The sequence below is a fragment of the Pseudomonas sp. P1.31 genome, assembly GCF_001269815.1.
In the GTDB taxonomy this organism is placed as follows: Bacteria; Pseudomonadota; Gammaproteobacteria; order Pseudomonadales; family Pseudomonadaceae; genus Aquipseudomonas; species Aquipseudomonas rustica.
The window spans coordinates 58,267-76,685 of sequence record NZ_LHVN01000036.1; the positions used below are offsets into that span (position 1 = coordinate 58,267).

Annotated in this window: 17 protein-coding genes; 4 read left to right on the forward strand and 13 right to left on the reverse strand. The window is 59.5% G+C overall.

Features of this window, described 5'->3' with window-relative positions; translation table 11 throughout:
- The first annotated feature begins 28 nt into the window (after positions 1-28).
- From AD669_RS22975 to AD669_RS22985, 3 genes are read left to right on the forward strand one after another with little or no spacing between them, the layout of a single operon-like run.
- Positions 29-268 (forward strand): PP0621 family protein, encoded by a 240-nt coding sequence (locus tag AD669_RS22975; RefSeq protein WP_053123945.1) that lies wholly within the window; start codon positions 29-31, stop codon positions 266-268.
- A complete protein-coding gene (locus tag AD669_RS22980; RefSeq protein ID WP_053123947.1) occupies positions 258-1,844 on the forward strand; it encodes a PAS domain-containing sensor histidine kinase in 1,587 nt (528 codons plus the stop codon). Before AD669_RS22975 ends, AD669_RS22980 begins: the two co-directional genes overlap by 11 nt.
- Positions 1,841-3,187 (forward strand): sigma-54 dependent transcriptional regulator, encoded by a 1,347-nt coding sequence (locus tag AD669_RS22985; RefSeq protein WP_053123950.1) that lies wholly within the window; start codon positions 1,841-1,843, stop codon positions 3,185-3,187. Before AD669_RS22980 ends, AD669_RS22985 begins: the two co-directional genes overlap by 4 nt.
- Positions 3,188-3,276: 89 nt before the next feature.
- On the opposite strand, the gene thiO is transcribed toward AD669_RS22985, so the two are convergent.
- Genes thiO through AD669_RS23020 form a run of 7 tightly spaced genes read right to left on the reverse strand, consistent with a single transcriptional unit; the run spans position 3,277 to position 10,042 of the window.
- A complete protein-coding gene (gene thiO / locus AD669_RS22990; protein ID WP_053123951.1) occupies positions 3,277-4,377 on the reverse strand; it encodes a glycine oxidase ThiO in 1,101 nt (366 codons plus the stop codon).
- A gap of 57 nt (positions 4,378-4,434) precedes the next feature.
- Positions 4,435-4,836: a type IV pilin protein gene (locus tag AD669_RS22995; RefSeq protein WP_053123953.1), complete on the reverse strand. Its 402-nt coding sequence runs from the start codon at positions 4,834-4,836 to the stop codon at positions 4,435-4,437.
- Between the two features lie 15 nt (positions 4,837-4,851).
- The gene (locus tag AD669_RS23000) at positions 4,852-7,935 is read right to left on the reverse strand and encodes a pilus assembly protein (RefSeq protein WP_053123954.1); all 3,084 of its coding nucleotides are present in this window, start codon (positions 7,933-7,935) and stop codon (positions 4,852-4,854) included.
- Positions 7,922-8,401 (reverse strand): PilX N-terminal domain-containing pilus assembly protein, encoded by a 480-nt coding sequence (locus AD669_RS23005; protein WP_053123956.1) that lies wholly within the window; start codon positions 8,399-8,401, stop codon positions 7,922-7,924. Before AD669_RS23005 ends, AD669_RS23000 begins: the two co-directional genes overlap by 14 nt.
- Positions 8,402-8,412: 11 nt before the next feature.
- Positions 8,413-9,126 (reverse strand): PilW family protein, encoded by a 714-nt coding sequence (locus AD669_RS23010; RefSeq protein ID WP_053123958.1) that lies wholly within the window; start codon positions 9,124-9,126, stop codon positions 8,413-8,415.
- The gene (pilV, locus tag AD669_RS23015; protein ID WP_053123960.1) at positions 9,123-9,572 is read right to left on the reverse strand and encodes a type IV pilus modification protein PilV; all 450 of its coding nucleotides are present in this window, start codon (positions 9,570-9,572) and stop codon (positions 9,123-9,125) included. The genes AD669_RS23010 and pilV overlap by 4 nt, the downstream gene beginning before the upstream one ends.
- Entirely contained in the window at positions 9,569-10,042 is a 474-nt protein-coding gene (locus AD669_RS23020) for a GspH/FimT family pseudopilin (RefSeq protein ID WP_053123962.1), read from the reverse strand. The genes pilV and AD669_RS23020 overlap by 4 nt, the downstream gene beginning before the upstream one ends.
- 130 nt (positions 10,043-10,172) lie before the next feature.
- Here AD669_RS23020 and AD669_RS23025 point away from each other — a divergent pair, with 130 nt between their 5' ends.
- Complete coding sequence (locus AD669_RS23025) at positions 10,173-10,742, forward strand: GspH/FimT family protein (RefSeq protein ID WP_053123964.1); 570 nt, start codon at positions 10,173-10,175, stop codon at positions 10,740-10,742.
- On the opposite strand, the gene ispH is transcribed toward AD669_RS23025, so the two are convergent.
- From ispH to murJ, 6 genes are all read right to left on the reverse strand, one after another.
- The gene (ispH, locus tag AD669_RS23030) at positions 10,699-11,643 is read right to left on the reverse strand and encodes a 4-hydroxy-3-methylbut-2-enyl diphosphate reductase (RefSeq protein ID WP_038361699.1); all 945 of its coding nucleotides are present in this window, start codon (positions 11,641-11,643) and stop codon (positions 10,699-10,701) included. The two genes, AD669_RS23025 and ispH, sit on opposite strands and share 44 nt — an antisense overlap.
- Positions 11,644-11,869: 226 nt before the next feature.
- Positions 11,870-12,307, reverse strand: coding sequence for an FKBP-type peptidyl-prolyl cis-trans isomerase (gene fkpB, locus AD669_RS23035; RefSeq protein ID WP_172680162.1), 438 nt, complete (start codon positions 12,305-12,307; stop codon positions 11,870-11,872).
- Between the two features lie 7 nt (positions 12,308-12,314).
- A complete protein-coding gene (gene lspA / locus AD669_RS23040) occupies positions 12,315-12,827 on the reverse strand; it encodes a signal peptidase II (protein WP_053123968.1) in 513 nt (170 codons plus the stop codon).
- Positions 12,820-15,651: an isoleucine--tRNA ligase gene (gene ileS / locus AD669_RS23045; protein ID WP_053123970.1), complete on the reverse strand. Its 2,832-nt coding sequence runs from the start codon at positions 15,649-15,651 to the stop codon at positions 12,820-12,822. The genes lspA and ileS overlap by 8 nt, the downstream gene beginning before the upstream one ends.
- Positions 15,652-15,664: 13 nt before the next feature.
- Positions 15,665-16,603, reverse strand: a complete 939-nt coding sequence (ribF, locus tag AD669_RS23050) for a bifunctional riboflavin kinase/FAD synthetase (protein ID WP_053123972.1) — start codon at positions 16,601-16,603, stop codon at positions 15,665-15,667.
- A 129-nt stretch (positions 16,604-16,732) separates the two neighbouring features.
- On the reverse strand, positions 16,733-18,271 hold the full coding sequence (gene murJ, locus AD669_RS23055) for a murein biosynthesis integral membrane protein MurJ (protein ID WP_053123974.1): 1,539 nt from the start codon (positions 18,269-18,271) through the stop codon (positions 16,733-16,735).
- Positions 18,272-18,419 lie beyond the last annotated feature (148 nt).

The window sequence follows — 18,419 nt, forward strand, 5'->3', positions numbered from 1 at the left end:
CGGATCATTAGTCGGAAAGCCGCTCATCATGCTTCGTTTATTGTTCTGGATCGTCCTGATTTTCGCCGCTGTCTGGCTGTGGCGTAAATTCAAGGCGCCCGCCGCCAATCAATCCAATCGCGCCCCTCGCGAACAGGACGCCGCGCCGATGGTGCGTTGTGCCCACTGCGGCGTGCACCTGCCGCGCGACCGTGCATTGAGCGTTCAACAACAGTGGTATTGCAGCCAGGCTCACCTTGAGCAAGGCCCGGGCCCCCGTGATCGCTGAGGCCAACGCCGACAGCAAACAGGCTCAGCGCCTGCTGCGCCTTTATCACCTCTACCGTTTAAGCGTCGGCATCATGCTGGTGCTGCTGATCTCCAGCAATATGGACAACCGCCTGCTGACGTCGATCGACGACGATTTGCTGCGCAGCGGCAGTTGGCTGTACCTGGTGCTGAATATCCTGCTGGTGGTGTTCCTAGAGAGCACCCGGCGCCCGGCGCAGTTGTTCAGCCTGGCGCTGGTCGACGTGTTGCTGCTGTGCGGTTTGTTCTACGCCGCCGGCGGGGTTGCCAGCGCCATCGGCAACTTGCTGATCGTTTCCGTGGCGATCTGCAACACCTTGCTGCGCCGGCGCATCGGTTTGCTGATCGCTGCCATAGGCGCGCTCGGCATCGTCGGCTCGAGCTTTTTGCTGAGTTTCAGCCATCCCCTCACGGCCAACGATTATCTGCAGGCCGGCACCCTCGGCGCACTGTGCTTTGCCGCCGCTTTGCTGGTGCAAGGGTTGATTCGTCGGCTTGAAGTCAGCGAGACCCTGGCCGAACAACGCGCCAGCGAAGTCGTCGGTCTTGAGGCGCTCAATGCGCTGATCCTGCAACGCATGCGCACCGGCATTCTGGTACTCGACGAGCAACGCCGCGTGCAACTGGCCAATCACAGCGCGCAGACCTTGCTGGCGCGCACACACCTTCAGGGCCATTTGATCGACGACTATTCGCCCGCCCTCGTCGATCGCCTGCAACTGTGGCTGAACAACCCGACCTTGCGCCCACAAAGCCTGAAGATTCCCGGTAACGGTCTGGAGTTGCAGCCGAGTTTTATCGCTCTCGAACAGAGCCCGAACCAGCAAACCCTGGTGTTTCTCGAAGACCTCGCGCAAATCGCTCAACAAGCGCAGCAACTCAAACTCGCCGCGCTCGGGCGACTGACCGCCGGCATCTCCCACGAAATCCGCAATCCATTGGGCGCCATCAGTCATGCCGCGCAGCTATTGGGTGAATCCGAGGAACTCGATGGCGCCGACCGGCGTCTGACGCAGATCATTCAAGATCACTCCAAACGCATGAATCGAGTCATCGAAAACGTCCTGCAACTGTCCCGCCGCCAGCAAAGCGCACCGCAACGGCTGGATCTCAAGCCGTGGCTGGAAAGCTTCGTCAACGAAAGCCGCGAGCAGGCGAACGAACAGCAACAGATTCATCTGCGGATCAATTCTGGGGATTTCACCACGCTGATGGATCCTGCGCAGCTCACGCAAATTCTCGACAATCTGCTGCGTAATGGCTGGCGCCACAGCGCCCTGCTGCACGAGCAGGCCGAGGTCTGGCTGGCGTTGTTTGTCGACACCGAAAGCCAACTGGCAGTGCTCGAAGTGCAGGACAACGGCCCCGGCGTGCCCGTCGATGAGCAGGCGCATCTGTTCGAACCGTTCTTCACCACCAGCAGCCAGGGCACCGGCCTTGGGCTTTATCTGTCCCGTGAGCTGTGCGAAAGCAACCAAGCGCGCCTAGACTTCAAACCACGCCAAGGCGGCGGCTGCTTTCGCATCACCTTTGCTCACGGACGGAAACAAAGTTGAACACGAGCCCACGGCAAAAAATTCTCATCGTCGACGACGAACCGGATATCCGCGAACTCCTGGAAATCACCCTGGGACGGATGAAACTCGATACCTTCAGCGCGCGTAATCTGGCTGAAGCCCAAGCGCTGTTACAGCGCGAGCAATTCGATCTGTGTCTGACCGACATGCGCCTGCCCGACGGCACGGGGCTGGATCTGGTGCAGCACATTCAACAACGTTATCCACAACTGCCGGTGGCGATGATCACCGCTTACGGCAGCCTTGAAACGGCGATCAATGCGCTGAAGGCCGGGGCGTTCGACTTCCTCACCAAACCGGTGGATCTCACCCGCTTGCGCGAACTGGTCGCCACCGCGCTGCGCATGCCGGTGGCAGGCGCCGTGTGCACGTCGATTGATCGACGTTTGCTCGGTGACTCCCTGCCGATGCGTAGCTTGCGCAAGCAAATCGACAAACTCGCCCGCAGTCAGGCCCCGGTGTACATCAGCGGTGAGTCCGGCAGCGGTAAAGAGCTGGTGGCGCGACTGATCCACGAACAAGGGCCACGCGCGAGTCAGCCGTTTGTACCGGTGAACTGTGGTGCGATTCCGTCGGAACTGATGGAAAGCGAGTTTTTCGGCCATCGCAAAGGCAGTTTTACTGGCGCAGTTGAAGACAAGCCGGGGCTGTTTCAGGCGGCGAATGGCGGCACCTTGTTTCTCGATGAAGTGGCGGACTTGCCGCTGTCGATGCAGGTGAAACTGCTGCGCGCCATTCAGGAAAAAGCCGTGCGTAGCGTCGGTGGGCAGCAGGAAACCGTGGTCGATGTGCGGATTCTTTGCGCCACGCACAAGGATCTTGATGCGGAAGTGGCTGCCGAGCGGTTTCGGCAGGATCTGTATTACCGGCTCAACGTGATTGAATTGCGCGTGCCGTCCCTGCGTGAACGGCGCGATGACATTGAAGTGTTGGCGGCGCACATGCTCAAGCGTCTGGCCAAGGACACCGGGCAACCGGCGGCACGCTTGCATGCGCAGGCGCTGGAAGCGCTGAAGAATTATCGCTTTCCGGGGAATGTGCGCGAGCTGGAAAACGTGCTCGAACGCGCGCACACCTTGTGCGAGAACCGCACGATCGAGGCTGGGGATTTACGCCTGAGCGAGGGTAATTGCGCGGCGGAAGGCGGGATTGCGGATCTGACGCAGATCGACAATCTTGAGGATTATCTGGAGAACGTTGAGCGGAAACTGATTCTGCAGGCGCTGGAGGAAACGCGCTGGAATCGCACGGCGGCGGCGCAGCGCTTGAGTCTTTCGTTTCGGTCGATGCGGTACAGACTGAAAAAACTCGGTCTGGATTAGATCGCAAAAGATTGCAGCCTTCGGCAGCTCCTACAGGAAACCCATTCCAAGGTAGGAGCTGCCGAAGGCTGCGATCTTTTGATCTTGCTTTAAATGCGGCCCGCTGGCGCATAAGGCGCCGGATCAATAATCGGCGCCCTTCCCAACATCACATCCGCAAACAACTGACACGACGCCGGCGCCAGCACCAATCCGTTACGGTAATGCCCGCAGTTCAGCCACAAGCCTTCATACCCCGGCACCCGGCCAATGTACGGAATCCCTTCCGGCGAACCCGGACGCAACCCCGCCCAATGCCCGACCACTTCGGCATCCGCCAACGCCGGAATCAGCTCGACCGCTGAAGCCTTGAGGCTCTCCAGCGCCACATCGGTCGGCGTTTTGTTGTAGCCTTCATGCTCCAGCGTACTGCCAATCAGAATATGCCCGTCACGCCGCGGAATCGCGTAACGCCCCTTGGCCAGCACCATGCTCGGCAAGAAATCCGCCGCGCACTTGTAGAGAATCATCTGCCCTTTCACCGGTTCAACCGGCAGTGTCAGATCCAGCGTCTTGAGCAGATCACCGCTCCACGCACCCGCCGTCAGCACGACCTGATCACCCTTGATCACGCCGCCGGAGGTTTCGACGCCGATGACCTGCCCACCTTCACGAACAAATCCGCTGACTTCGCACTGCTCATGAATCGTCACGTTCGGCATCGCTTGCAGCGCCGCTTTCAACGACTTCACCAAGCGCGGATTACGTACGTTGGCAACGTCAGCCATGTAGATCGCGCGGGAGAATCCACCGCCGAGCACCGGTACCGCGTCGTGCGCCGCCGAGATATCCACAGCCCGCAGCGGCCGGTTTTCACGCTTCGCCCAGGCCAGCGCTGCGGCTTCATCGTCAAGATCCAGCCAGTACAGGCCGGTGGTGTGGACTTCAGGATCAACCCCGGTATCAGCAAACAGACGCTCGCCGAGCTGTGGATAAAAATCCTGCGACCAGTGCGCCAGCGCGGTGACTGCCGGGCTGTAGCGCCACGGATACAACGGCGAAACGATACCGCCGCCCGCCCAGGACGATTCCTGGCCGAGGTTCGAACGATCGAGCAGCACCACGCTGCGCACTTCGGAGGCGAGGTTGTAGGCGGTCAGCAGGCCAATCACTCCGCCACCGACTATCACCACTTGCTGTTGCCTGGTCATGTTTGATCCAACCGTAAAAAAGACAGTGGGCGCAAAAGGCGCCCGAAAGAAAGCGCCTCAGCGGCCCCAGCAATCCTTGGTGGTCAACCCAGTGGTCGCGTTGTTCATGCTTCTGACACCGGTGTTGGCCAGGGTGAAATCCCCGCACTTGTCGGTGGCCATGGTCGTACCGGTTTTACGGGTCGCGGTCAGCAGGAAAGTCTGATCAGCGATGGTCGGGGTGATGGTGTAGAAATCATTGCCCGTGCTGAGCCCGGTGATGCCGGTGTAGACATTGTTCTTGGTGTAGAAGCGTTCGAGGGACTGCGCCTGCTCCGAGAGCAACGACACCACTTCGGCGCGGCGGCCCTTTTTCAGGTACTCGGTGTAGCTCGGTGCGGCGATGGTGATGACGATCCCGATAATCGCAATCACGATCATGATTTCGATCAGGGTGAATCCGCGGTTGGATCTGCGCATGCCTCAAACTCTCACTTACTGTATTTGTCGCCACATGATACGACGGCTGCCGCCGCCGGGTTTTTCCACCAGTGTGGTAATGCCGCCACTGGAGTCGTTCACGATCTTGCGGGTTGCGCCGTTGACGATGGCGTTCAGGGTCGGAATACCGCCGGTGAACACCACGCCACTGGAAATTGTGTCGTTGCTGTCGACCACGCCATCGGCGTTGGTATCGAGCACCGCGTAGTTGAGCATCTTACCGCTGAACGCATCGAGTTCGACCAGTTTGCCGGTGCCGAAACTGGAGCAGGGATCAGTGGTATCGACGCTGGCGGTGGTAAAAATGATTCGCCCCAGCACCAGACTGGCCTGATTGATCACCCGCTCGCCGGTCAGCGCGCTGTTATACACCAAGGGCAAATACCAGCCCTTCTCCGCCGGGTACGTCGTGTCATTCTGCGAGGTGGTCACGAATTGCCCGGTGCTGCCAGAGAACACACCCGTGACTGCCTGCGCCTGCAAACTGCTGACAGTCAATTGTCCGGAACCGCCATCGGCATCCCACACCGAGTAGAACGCCTGCAAATCCTTGTTGGTTTTGTCGGCCGTTTCGTTGAATTTTCCGGTGCCGATGAAAATCTGTTTGCCGCCGACTGAGTTGTCCGCCAGTAACGGTTGCGCGGTGATCGGCTGAGTCGCCCCGCCCGCCGTGGTGAACAACGGTTTGCCGGAAAACGCCACGCCCCAACTGTCGGTCGACGTCGCACTCAGGTCGAATTTCCACAGGCGCCCTTTCAAGTCACCGCCGTACGCGGCCTGCACGACATTGGAAGAGTTGACCTTGAGCTTCACCGAGGACAAACCGTTGGTGGTTTCCGTGCTGTCGATGACGATCTTCTTGATCAGCGAGCCGTCGCGTACATCCAGCACATAAAGCGCGGCCACACCGGAGTTGCTGCCGTAACCGTTGGAGATGAATGCTGCCCAACGACCGTCGGCCAAGCGTGCCACTTCCGGCCGGGCGTAGGCGTAACCCAGATCATTAAAAGCGTTGGCGCTGTTGGCGGTGGTCGGCGCACTGACCTCCCACAAGGCCTTGATCACATTGCCCGCCGATGCATCAAACAACTGCAGCCCGTAGAACGTTTTCCCTCCGGCCCCCGTGCCACCAATGGCCAGGGTTTTCCAGGCCGTGCCGGACTGCGCGTCGAACACTCCGACTTGCCCGTCGACGAGAAACTTGTGGCTGACGCCATTGATGTAGGTCGGATCAGCAATCAGCCGTAGCGACGGCAACACACTGGACGGCATGTAGGCGTAGCGCCGGGTGCCATTGGCCGAGTTGATGATGTTGACGAAACCGTCGTTGGCATTCACCACCAGATTGGCGTTCATGTTCGCGGCTTTGGTCGTTAGATAAGCGCTATAAGTGCTATCGCCGGACAAGTCGGCAGCGGTCTTGTCCGAGGGCGCCGCCAGCACCAATGGCGAATTGATGATGTCGCCGAGTAATACGCTGCGTACCTTGAGCCCGGTTTTGTTGGTGCCTTTGCTCCACTCCACCAGATCATTGCCGGTGATTCCGGTGGGTAGACTCTGACTGAGCGTGGTTTGTTGCGCTGGGGAAAAGTTGCCGTAAGCCAGTGTTACGGCGGCATTGCTTGCGGTGTTCCAGGATTGATAAGTCGGCGCAGTCGTTCCGGGCACGATGGTCGTATCAGTCGTCCAAAGCGTGGTCGACGTATTCACCGCCCCGGAAGATGTGAAGCCGAAAGACTTGATGGTGCCGCGCCAATCCTTGGGGTCGTAACTGGTCTGGAAATAGCTGGTGCCGCTCGCCAGCGTGGTGCCGCTGGCGACGCCGCTGCCGCCGGAGCCCGCCTTGGAAGTGATATCACTCAACGCCGACGACAGTGCCGCATTCAGCCCCGTGCTGTCCGTCGCCTGATAATACTTGCCCTGCCCATAACTGGCCGCATCCGACAACATGTCGTTGGCCGCCGTGAAACCCACGGTGTAGGTGTTCATGTTCTGCTTGGGAAAATCCACCGCGTTCCAGCTCTTGCCCGCCGCGTCGGTGCCGGTCGAACGCATGTCGATGTCGAAGGCGAATTTGGCGATGTCGTCCAGATACAGCGTGTCGCCCTCATTGTCGCCATTGAGGTTATTGCCATCATTATTGACGCCATCCCAGTTCGGCAATCGACTGCCGCCCAGCGGGTCGTTGGTCGGAAAGGTTCGGTCGAACGTCGGCAAACCATCGGTGATCACCACGCCGTAGTTTTTCTGGCAGCGATACTGAATCGGGCTGGTGTAGGTCGTTGGCGTGCTGTTGTAGTACGGCGCCATGCCGCGCATGTAGCGGGTGATCTCGTAGTAGGTTTCCGCCAACGGCGTATTGGCCACGGCGCTCAAAGCGTTGATCGATGAGATCAGCGCGTTGTAGTTGGTATCCGCCTGGGCCTGAGTCACGCTGCCGGAGACCGGTGCCAGATCGCTGATCGATCGCGCGATGTACCCGCCATTGCCGGAGTTGTTGCTGGTGGCCGGATTGAAGGTCGACAGCCCCATTCGCAAGGTGCGGTTGCTGGTCACCAGTGCCGTCGACACGTTGCGCGCCACGTTGATCCGGTAATCGTTGGGTATCGCCCCGGTGGTGAAATCGCGGGTGCCGTTATTGATGGCCAGACTGACCACGTAAGAAATGTAATCGCCCGAATAACGCGTGTTGCCGCTGCCCACGGGATCCGGCAGTTTCAGGCACAGCGGCGCGATGCTGTTGTTGTAGAACGCATAGGCGCCACCGGAACAGCCGGATGTCGGCAGGCTCGACAGAAAGATCGTGTCACCGGTGATCGCTGTCGAACTCAGACACAAGCCGAGCAAGGCGTTGCATTGTCGTGCGGGTGTGGGATTGTCGGCGGGGTTGAAACCGGACGCATAAATGATGCTGTTCATGCTCCCCGAATCATCGATCAACAGCATCACGTTTGGCGGAACCGCTGCAGCGCTCAACAACGGCGAATCCGATGGCGTGAACGCATAGGCCGGTGCCATCCGATAAAAGCTCAGCAACAGGCCGAGCAGCAGCGATCCATAGCGCTCAATACTTCGCATAAACACTCTCCACCACGCTGCGCGAAGTGCCGGCGATGCCGACGGCGGTCACTCGATACAACGTTGCCGAGGTATTGCTCGGTACGTTCACCGCCGTGAGTGTGGTGCCAATGTTTTGCACACCATAGAAACCATTTCCGGCCGCGATCCACGTCACGCCCGAGGTGGAATTGAGCCCTGCCGCACTGACCACCGAAGATTCCGCCGGCGGCGCGCATTGCGTCGTGCCGCTGCACACCGCCAAGGTGTAAGTATCGAGCTGCACCGCGCTTTCCCCCACCCGCAACGCCGCTTCCGCAGTCTGAAACGACTGATTACGCAAACTCACACTACCGGCCATTTTTTCCTGCAGGTTGGCGCTCTGCATCGACGACAAACCAATCAGCGTCAGTAACAACAAAAACACCAGACTGACCAGCAACGCCATGCCGCGCTGGGCCTTCCTGTTGTGCAGAGAAATTCGCATCACCCTGGCCCTCACTGCAAGCGGTTGCGCAAAGCGGCAACCACGTTGAAGGTTTGTGGGGCGACCCGGCTGTTGGGGTCGAGCAGGGTCAGGCTCAGGCGCACACTGCGGATGCGTGCCGGATCGCTGGGGTTGGCGCTGTAAGTTGAAGCGGCCACATCGGTCGCAGAACTCGCCAGGCCGAAGGTGACGGTGAAAGCACTGACGTTGTTCACCAGCACCTGCTGGGTCGGCGTGCCGCTGCCGGTGCCCATGAGTATCTGGTTGTTGCTGAAGCTGTAGATCAATCGGCGAATCGGAAAGGCGATCTGTCCGGTCGCCGCCGTTCGTAAACCGGTATACGCCGTGGCGCTGTTGCGGCAATCGGAGAGCACCGTCCAGGTCGGCGTGCCACCACCGCTGCCGATATCGGCGGTGACCAGCGTCAGTTTGAGGTTGGCGTTATCCCAGCCGATCGGAGCGATCTGCGCGGCATTGAAATCCCCGGCCGTGCTCGAATCGGTAATCGTGCCGAGGCAACCGAACATGCCGACCATGCGGATTTCCTGAATCATTTTGCTCAGCACAAAACGCGCGTCTTCCTGCATCGCGGCGGCGCTGTTCTGACTGACATAGGTATTTTTCGCCGCGATGAAAATCTGCACGACACCCAGCACGATGATCAGACCCAGCGCGAGAGCCACGAGCAATTCGATCAGGCCGAAACCCCGATTATCGCGCCTCATGGCGTGGCCACCGGATCAACCGCCGCACGGCTGCTGAGGACGAAACTGCGCGGCGCGCTGGCGGTGTTGGCGGCCCGCGCGTCACTCCAGTTGATGGTGATGGTGTACACCCGCTGATTGAGCGTGATGCTGCCAGTGGCGGTCGGCCCGCCGAAAGCAATGATGTTGGTGGTGAAATCGTAGAGATCCTGATCGCGAGCGACGCTGAGATTGCCCGAGGTCGGCGGCGTCACGGTGTAGTCGGCGCCGGAGTTGGCGCGAATGCGATCCATCATGTCGTAGGCGATAAAACTGGCCTGACTGGTCATCCGCGAGCTGTCGGTGTACTTCAGCGCATTCAGTTGCACCGCCGCCGCGCCCAATAACCCGACGGTCAGAATCAGCAACGCGACCAGCACTTCGATCAGCGTCATGCCCTCCTGTGCGTGTTGACTCCCTGCCCTCATCCGCAAATTCCACCCAATTGAATTCGTCCGTTCAAACACACGTTCAGCGTCCTGCTTTGCGTGCCCAGCGTGTAACTGATGACCACCGCCGTAGACGGTGCGGCCAGACCGCCGAGATTGTTGAAATCCAGTGCGGTCACTCCTAAGGGTAGCGTCAGAGCGGCGCCGCTGCTCATCGCTGGAACAACCCGCAATACATTCGCCGGCGTGCCAGTACTGTCGTAAACCGCCAATTCACCCGTCCAGACGCTGCCGCCGGCGCTCGGGCGCAAGCGAGTGGTCACGCCACGATCAATCGCTTCAAGCCGGGCAAAATTGATTGCCCGTTGCAGATCGCCCATTTCGGTATCGGCCTTACTGCTCTGGATCGACTTGGTGAACGCCGGCACGGCAAGTGTGATGAGCACCACGAAGATCGCCATCGCCACCAGCAACTCGATCAGCGTGAAACCTTTTGTACGAAGATCCATCGATGCCCTCCGTTGCCGTCGGCTATACCTGCTTCTACACGCTAGAACATTCAACCGACCCGCGTCGGTTGATTTGCCCTGCGCGGCGTAAGGATCGCGCCGCTCATCACACTCCACGGAGGGAGTTTTCATGACGCAACACGGTTTCAGCCTGATAGAACTGCTTATGGGACTGGCGATCGGCGCAATTGTTCTGCTGTTGGTCAATCCGGCGTTCGCAACGCTGCGCGAATCGAACCAGCGGGATCTCGCCGCGCAGTCGCTGCTCGACGGTATTCGCAACGCACGCAGCCTGGCCATCACGCGCAATCAGAGCGTGGTGATTCATGGCATCAACGATGACTGGAGTCAGGGCTGGCGGATCATTGTGGATATCAGCGGCAAAGGATCTGCGGACAGCAGCAATCCCTTGTTGGTAGAACATGCGAGTGACGCAAAGGTGCCGATTGTCGGTAATCGATCAGTGAGTCGATACGTGCGCTTCAGCAGTCTGGGACAACCGCTAATGCCCGGGCGGGCGTTTCAGGCAGGGACATTACATATTTGCTCGACTCACGAGCCGGTCAGCCAGCGCCAGGTGGTGCTGGCGGCGACCGGTCGCGTGCGCCTGAGCAGCAAAAGCGCTGAACAGGCGTTGTGTCAGAAAGCCAAAAACGTCAGATCGAACGAACGCGCAACTCTTTCGGCATCGAGAACGTGATGTTCTCTTCGCGCCCGGCCAGCTCATCGGCGCCGGTCGCGCCCCAGGCTTGCAGTTGCTGAATCACGCCACGCACCAGCACTTCCGGTGCGGAGGCGCCAGCGGTGATGCCGATACGCTCGACACCGTCGAACCAGCTCTTTTGCAGGTCTTCGGCGCCGTCGATCAGGTAGGCCGGGGTGGCCATGCGCTCGGCCAGTTCGCGCAAGCGGTTGGAGTTGGAGCTGTTCGGGCTGCCGACCACCAACACCACATCGCATTCGTCGGCCAGTTGCTTGACCGCGTCCTGACGGTTTTGCGTGGCGTAACAGATGTCGTCCTTGCGCGGGCCGCCGATGGCCGGGAAACGTGTGCGCAAGGCATCAATGACGCGACTGGTGTCGTCCATCGACAGCGTGGTCTGGGTGACGAAAGCCAGTTTTTCCGGGTTGTGAACCTGCAATTCGGCAACGTCTTTTTCGTCTTCAACGAGGTAGATCGCGCCGCCATTGCTGGCGTCGTACTGGCCCATGGTGCCTTCGACTTCCGGGTGACCGGCGTGGCCGATCAGGATGCACTCACGACCATCGCGGCTGTATTTCGCGACTTCGATGTGCACCTTGGTCACCAGCGGACACGTGGCGTCGAAGACTTTCAGACCACGGCCGGCCGCTTCGGTACGCACGGCCTGGGAAACGCCGTGGGCACTGAAAATGACGATGACGTCGTCCGGCACCTGATCCAGTTCTTCGACGAAAATCGCGCCACGACTGCGCAGGTCTTCAACGACGAACTTGTTGTGCACCACTTCATGACGCACGTAGATCGGTGGCCCGAAGACTTCCAGGGCGCGATTGACGATTTCGATCGCCCGGTCCACACCGGCGCAGAAGCCACGGGGATTGGCGAGTTTGATTTGCATGCTATGCCTCGTGTCTTGCGCGCAAGAAATTAGATCAATACAGCCCTTGTAGGAGCAAAGCTTTGTGGCGAGGGGATTTATCCCCGATGGGGTGCGAAGCGCCCCCAATCCAGTCAACGCGCCTCAACTGGAACCGCGCCGTCAGGGTTTGGGGGGCTTTGCCCCCATCGGGGATAAATCCCCTCACCACAAAAGCCCGCTCCCGCAATGGTTTTAGCGGTGTTACTTACAGCGCTTTGACGTTGATGATCTCGACGTCAAAGGTCAGCGTCTTGCCTGCCAGCGGGTGGTTGAAGTCGATGGTCACTTGCGTGTCGTCGAATTCTTTCACCACGCCCGGCAGCTCAGTATTGGCCGCATCGTTGAAGATCACCAGCAAACCCGGCGACAGCTCCATGTCGACGAACTGCGAGCGCGGGATGATCTGCACGTTCTGCGGGTTCGGCTGGCCGAAAGCGTTTTCCGGCTCGACGCTCAGCGTGCGCTTGTCGCCGGCCTTGAAGCCGAACAGCGCCGCTTCGAAACCCGGCAGCAGGTTGCCGTCGCCGACCTTGAAGGTCGCCGGGGCTTTGTCGAACGTGCTGTCGACGGTGTCGCCGTTCTCCAGGCGCAATGCAAAGTGCAAAGTGACTTCCGTGTTCTGGCCGATGCGTTGCTCAGCCAATACCTGTTCAGTCATGAACGGCCTCTTCGGTTTTCTTGGTTTTGAACATGTCCAGTGCCAGCATCACCGCGCCAACGGTAATCGCGCTGTCGGCGAAGTTGAACGCCGGGAAGTACCAGCGGTTCTGCCAGTGCACCAGAATGAAATCGATCACATGACCCAGGGCAATGCGGTCGTACAGATTGCCCAGCGCGCCACCCAGCACCAGCGCCAAAGCGACGGCCAGCCAGGTTTCGTTGCGACCCAGGCGCTTGAGCCAGACGACCAGCACCGCACTGACCACAATGGCGATCAGGGCAAACAGCCAGCGCTGCCAGCCGGAGCTGTCAGCGAGGAAGCTGAAGGCAGCGCCGGTGTTGTACGCCAGCGTCCAGCTGAAGTAATCAGGAATGATCACGATCTGCTGGAACATTTCGAGCTTGCCTTCGAAGTAAAACTTGCTGGCCTGGTCAATGACCAGAACCAGCAAACTCAACCAGAGCCAGCTCAACCGTCCGAAACGGCCAACGGCATTAGGCATAGTGACGAACCTCGCCAGCGCCGCTGATGTTGTCGACGCAACGACCGCAGATTTCCGGATGCTCCGGGTTCACGCCAACGTCTTCACGGCAGTGCCAGCAACGGGCGCACTTCGGGAAGGCCGATTTGACGATCTTCAGCTTAAGGCCGCTGACTTCAGTCACGACCGCGTCTTCAGGTGCGCTGACAAAAGGCGCAACGCTGGCCGTCGAAGTGATCAGGACAAAGCGCAGTTCGTTGCTCAGCTTGGCCAGATCGGCGCTCAGGGCGTCTTCGGCGTACAGCGTCACTTCGGCTTGCAGGTTGCCACCGACGGCTTTGGCCGCGCGCTGGATTTCCATTTCTTTGTTGACCGCTACTTTGACCGCCATTACGCGTTCCCAGTAGTCGCGGCCCAGTTCAACGTCAGCTGGCAGCTCGGTCAGGCCTTCGTACCAGGTGTTGAGCATGACCGATTCGTTACGCTCGCCCGGCAGGTATTCCCACAGTTCGTCGGCGGTGAAAGCGAGGATCGGCGCGATCCAGCGCACCAGCGCTTCGGAGATGTGGAACAGCGCGGTTTGCGCCGAACGGCGAGCCTTGCTGTTGGCGCCAGTGGTGTACTGACGGTCCTTGATGATGTCGAGGTAGAAACCGCCCAGCTCCTGCACGCAGAAGTTGTGGATCTTCGAGTAGACGTTCCAGAAACGGTATTCGCCGTAGTGTTCTTGCAGCTCGCGTTGCAGCAGCAAGGTGCGGTCGACCGCCCAACGATCCAGCGCGAGCATTTCTTCAGCCGGCAGAATGTCGGTGGCCGGGTTGAAACCGCTCAGGTTCGAGAGCAGGAAGCGCGCGGTGTTACGGATACGACGATAGGCGTCCGCACTGCGTTGCAGGATCTGGTCGGAAACCGCCATTTCACCCGAGTAGTCGGTCGACGCGACCCACAGACGCATGATGTCGGCGCCCAGGGTGTCGTTGACTTTCTGTGGCGCGATTACGTTGCCCAGCGATTTGGACATCTTGCGGCCGGCTTCGTCGACGGTGAAACCGTGAGTCAGCAGTTCGCGGTACGGCGCGTGATTGTCGATGGCGCAACCGGTCAGCAGCGACGAGTGGAACCAGCCACGGTGTTGGTCGGAACCTTCCAGGTACAGATCGGCGCGCGGGCCGGTCTCGTGACCCATCGGGTGCGAACCGCGCAGGACGTGCCAGTGCGTGGTGCCCGAATCGAACCAGACGTCGAGGGTGTCGCTGATCTTGTCGTACAGCGGCGCTTCGTCGCCGAGCAGCTCGGCAGCGTCCATCTTGAACCAGGCTTCGATGCCTTCGACTTCAACGCGTTTGGCGACTTCTTCCATCAACTCGACGGTGCGTGGGTGCAGCTCGCCGCTTTCCTTGTTCAGGAAGAACGGGATCGGCACGCCCCAGTTACGTTGACGCGAGATGCACCAGTCCGGACGGTTGGCGATCATCGAGTGCAGACGCGCCTGGCCCCAGGCCGGCACGAACTTGGTGTTTTCGATGGCTTTGAGCGAACGTACACGCAGGGTGTCGCCGCTGGTTGGCTCTTTGTCCATGCCGATGAACCACTGCGCGGTGGCGCGGTAGATCAGCGGAGTCTTGTGGCGCCAGCAGTGCATGTAGCTGTGTTCGATGACGGTGGTGTGCATCAGCGCACCGACTTCGGTCAGCTTGTCGACGATGGCCGGGTTGGCCTTCCAGATGAACTGGCCGCCGAAGAATTCCAGCGACGGCACGTAAACGCCGTTGCTTTGTACTGGATTGAGGATGTCGTCGTTGACCATGCCGTATTTTTTGCAGGTCACGAAGTCGTCTACGCCGTAAGCCGGAGCGGAGTGAACCACGCCGGTGCCAGCGCCCAGTTCAACGTAGTCAGCCAGGTACACCGGCGACAGACGGTCGTAGAACGGGTGACGGAAGTTGATCAGCTCCAGCTCTTTACCGGTGGTGGTCGCGATGACCGAACCTTCGATGCCGTAGCGCGCCAGGCAGGCTTCAACCAGCTCTTCAGCCAGCACCAGCAGCTTGTCGCCGACATCCACCAGTGCGTAGTTGAATTCCGGGTGAACGTTCAGTGCCTGGTTGGCCGGGATGGTCCACGGGGTGGTGGTCCAGATCACGATCGAGGCAGGTTTGCTCAACGATGGCAGACCGAACGCGGCAGCCAGTTTGGCTTCGTCAGCAATCGGGAACGCAACGTCGATGGTCGAGGACTTTTTGTTCTCGTACTCGACTTCCGCTTCGGCCAAGGCCGAACCGCAGTCGAAGCACCAGTTCACAGGCTTGAGGCCCTTGAACACGAAACCGCCCTTGACGATTTCCGCGAGGGCACGGATTTCACCGGCCTCGTTCTTGAAATCCATGGTCTTGTACGGGTTGGCCCAGTCGCCCAGCACGCCGAGACGGATGAATTCGGACTTCTGCCCTTCGATCTGCTCGGTGGCGTAGGCACGGCACAGTTCGCGGGTCTTGTCCGCGCCCAGATTTTTGCCGTGGGTCACTTCAACCTTGTGCTCGATCGGCAGACCGTGGCAGTCCCAACCCGGAACATACGGCGCGTCGAAGCCCGACAGGGTCTTCGAGCGGATGATCATGTCCTTGAGAATCTTGTTCAGTGCGTGACCGATGTGGATCGTGCCGTTGGCATACGGAGGGCCGTCATGCAGAACGAACTTCGGACGATCCTTGCCAATCTCGCGCAACTTTCCGTACAGGCCAATACTGTCCCAGCGCTGCAGAATCTGCGGTTCGCGCTGTGGCAGGCCGGCCTTCATTGGGAAGGCGGTGTCCGGAAGGTTAAGCGTGGCTTTATAGTCGGTCATTTAAGGCTCTTCATTAGCGATGGGCGCTAGGTGCGGCTAGTGCACGGGCGGTGGCGACATCCGCATTGATCGCCGTTTTCAATGCCTCCAGGGAGGCGAAGCGCTGCTCTTCACGCAGCTTTTGGTGGAAAACCACCGTCAAACGCCGGTCATACAGATCGCCGGCAAAATCTAAAAGATGGACTTCAAGGTGGGCCTTGCCATCACCTTGTACCGTGGGCCGCACGCCGATATTGGCGACGCCGGGCCAGGTCTTGCCGTCGATATCGACATCCACCAGATAGACCCCGGTGAACGGTACGCGACGACGCTTGAGTTGAATGTTGGCAGTGGGCGTGCCCAATTGCCGGGCCAGTTTCTGGCCGTGCAGCACACGACCGGCGATCCGGTACGGGCGACCGAGCAAACTTTCGGCCAAGGCAAAATCGGCGGCGGCCAAGGCATTGCGCACTTGCGTGCTGCTGACGCGAATGCCGTCCAGCTCGACGGTTTGCGCCGCTTCGACGGTAAAACCGTGAACCTGCCCGGCCTGCATCAGGAAATCGAAATCACCGAGGCGGTCGCAGCCAAAGCGGAAATCGTCACCGACTTCCAGATGCTGCACGCCGAGGCCATCGACGAGGATGGTGTCGACGAACTCACTGGCGCTGAGTTTGCTCAAGCGCTGGTTGAACGCCAGACACAACACCCGGTCGACGCCTTCGGCGGCCAACAGTTGTAGCTTGTCGCGCAACCGGGCCAGACGTGCCGGCGCGGTCTCGGGGGCAAAGAATTCCCGTGGCTGCGGCTCGAAAATCACCACGCAGCTGGGTACGCCCAACTCGAGCGCACGCTCACGCAGTCGGGCCAGGATAGCCTGGTGACCACGGTGAACACCGTCAAAGTTGCCAATAGTGGCGACGCAGCCCCGATGCTGGGGGCGCAAGTTGTGGAGGCCTCGAACCAGCTGCATAACGCGCTTCTTGCTCATAAAGTGGTCGATTATAACCACACCCGACGGCCGACGACAGGCAACACCGTAACGCAAAGTGAACGAGCCGACAAAACTGCCGGCCCGCGCCCCTCCATAAAGAGAAAAACCTTAGCTCAAGGCCTTGCGATTGAAGTCGCGCAGGCGGAAACCGAGCAGCAGCAACATACCGAAATAGGACACCACGCCCGCCGCGACCAAGGCGCCCAGACGCAGGAAGCGCTCAAGCATGTGTCCTTGATCCCATGGCGGCATGAAATGCATGCCGATCAACAGCACCACGGACATCACCGCCACCGCGACCACCAGTTTGAAACCGAACTTGGCCCAACCCGGCTGCGGCTGATACATCTGCTGTTTGCGCAGTTGATAGAACAGCAGCCCGGCGTTGAGGCAGGCACCCGCACTGATGGCCAAGGCCAGACCGGCGTGAGCCAGTGGGCCGATCAATACCAGGTTGAACAGCTGGGTAACCACCAAAGTGAAAATTGCGATTTTCACCGGGGTTCGGATGTTCTGTTGCGCATAAAAGCCCGGCGCCAACACTTTAATCACAATAATCCCGAGCAGGCCGACAGAATAAGCAATCAGCGCACGTTGAGTCATTTCTGCGTCGAAGCCACTGAACTGACCGTACTGGAACAGCGACACGGTCAGCGGCTCGGCGAGAATCCCCAACGCCAGCGAGCACGGCAGCACCAGCACAAAGCACAGACGCAGGCCCCAATCGAGGATCCGCGAATACTCGTGACGATCCTTGCTCGCATAGGTTTTTGCCAATGTCGGCAGCAAAATCGTGCCCAACGCCACGCCAAGCACACCGGATGGCAACTCCATCAAACGGTCGGCGTAGTACATCCACGACACCGAACCTGCGACCAGAAACGAGGCGAAGATAGTGTTGATGATCAGCGAAATCTGGCTGACCGAGACACCGAGGATCGCCGGCAGCATCTGCTTCATCACGCGCCACACGCCGGTATCGCGCAGGTTCAAACGCGGCAGCACCAGCATGCCGATCTTTTTCAGGTGCGGCAGTTGATAGAGCAGCTGCGCCAGACCACCGACCAATACCGCCCAGCCAAGGGCCATGACTGGTGGATCGAAGTACGGTGTGAGGAACAGCGAGAACACGATCATGCTGACGTTAAGCAAGGTCGGCACAAATGCGGGCACCGAGAAACGGTTCCAGGTATTGAGGATCGCGCCGGCCAGCGATGACAGCGAGATCAGCAATATATAGGGGAACGTCACCCGCAACAGATCAGAGGTGAGCTGGAATTTTTCCGGTGTATCGGTAAAACCGGGCGCCGTGGCCCAGATCACCCAAGGCGCCGCGATCATGCCCAGTGCGGTGACGATCGCCAGTACCAGCGTCAGCAAGCCCGATACGTAGGCAATGAAGGTACGGGTCGCCTCTTCGCCCTGCTGACTTTTGTATTCGGCCAGAATCGGTACGAATGCCTGGGAGAAAGCGCCCTCGGCAAAAATTCTTCGCAGCAGATTGGGCAGTTTGAAGGCGATAAAGAAGGCGTCTGTCGCCATCCCGGCGCCGAATGTGCGGGCGATGAGCGTGTCACGAACAAAACCCAGAATCCGGGAAAGCATCGTGATAGAGCTGACGGCGGCCAACGATTTGAGCAGATTCATTGAGGGAATTTGTGCCTGTCGATAAACAGCAGGCGAATTAAGCGCCTACTTATGCGATACTCCGCGCCGCAGCAGCACAGAGCCAAAGCTCGCGAGTTTACAGGTCAAGCGCCGGAAATAAATATCCCGCCTCTTTATACCTACCACT

Coding starts and splice junctions, on each gene's coding strand:
- AD669_RS22975 (WP_053123945.1), top strand. CDS start 29: ATGCTTCGTTTATTGTTCTGGATCGTCCTGATTTTCGCCGCTGTCTGG.
- thiO (WP_053123951.1), bottom strand. CDS start 4,377: ATGACCAGGCAACAGCAAGTGGTGATAGTCGGTGGCGGAGTGATTGGC.
- AD669_RS22995 (WP_053123953.1), bottom strand. CDS start 4,836: ATGCGCAGATCCAACCGCGGATTCACCCTGATCGAAATCATGATCGTG.
- AD669_RS23000 (WP_053123954.1), bottom strand. CDS start 7,935: ATGCGAAGTATTGAGCGCTATGGATCGCTGCTGCTCGGCCTGTTGCTG.
- AD669_RS23005 (WP_053123956.1), bottom strand. CDS start 8,401: ATGCGAATTTCTCTGCACAACAGGAAGGCCCAGCGCGGCATGGCGTTG.
- AD669_RS23010 (WP_053123958.1), bottom strand. CDS start 9,126: ATGAGGCGCGATAATCGGGGTTTCGGCCTGATCGAATTGCTCGTGGCT.
- pilV (WP_053123960.1), bottom strand. CDS start 9,572: ATGAGGGCAGGGAGTCAACACGCACAGGAGGGCATGACGCTGATCGAA.
- AD669_RS23020 (WP_053123962.1), bottom strand. CDS start 10,042: ATGGATCTTCGTACAAAAGGTTTCACGCTGATCGAGTTGCTGGTGGCG.
- AD669_RS23025 (WP_053123964.1), top strand. CDS start 10,173: ATGACGCAACACGGTTTCAGCCTGATAGAACTGCTTATGGGACTGGCG.
- ispH (WP_038361699.1), bottom strand. CDS start 11,643: ATGCAAATCAAACTCGCCAATCCCCGTGGCTTCTGCGCCGGTGTGGAC.
- lspA (WP_053123968.1), bottom strand. CDS start 12,827: ATGCCTAATGCCGTTGGCCGTTTCGGACGGTTGAGCTGGCTCTGGTTG.
- ileS (WP_053123970.1), bottom strand. CDS start 15,651: ATGACCGACTATAAAGCCACGCTTAACCTTCCGGACACCGCCTTCCCA.
- ribF (WP_053123972.1), bottom strand. CDS start 16,603: ATGCAGCTGGTTCGAGGCCTCCACAACTTGCGCCCCCAGCATCGGGGC.
- murJ (WP_053123974.1), bottom strand. CDS start 18,271: ATGAATCTGCTCAAATCGTTGGCCGCCGTCAGCTCTATCACGATGCTT.